Genomic DNA, 229 nt, shown 5'->3' on the forward strand with positions numbered 1-229 from the left:
GAGCGGGTAGTCCTCCACGTTTAGCACGTCGCTCAGGAACCGGACCACCCGGTCGCGGGCCTCGTCGTTGATGCCGCTACAGACCCGCCAGAAGTTCCGGATGGAGTCCACGTACTGCCGGCCCGGCATGACCCGCTCATAGCTATGGGCGAGGAGCGGGTCGGTCTCGATGCCCCGGCGGCGGAACACCTTGCGCATGATCGGGTAGGCCACCTGCTCGGTGGTGCCG

1 pseudogene is annotated in these 229 nt (G+C 67.2%); it reads right to left on the reverse strand.

The features are described from left to right. A pseudogene (locus ACYQ8L_RS18830) lies at positions 1 to 229 on the reverse strand (GDP-mannose dehydrogenase); the annotation flags it as partial.

This window comes from Deferrisoma palaeochoriense (genome assembly GCF_054656955.1).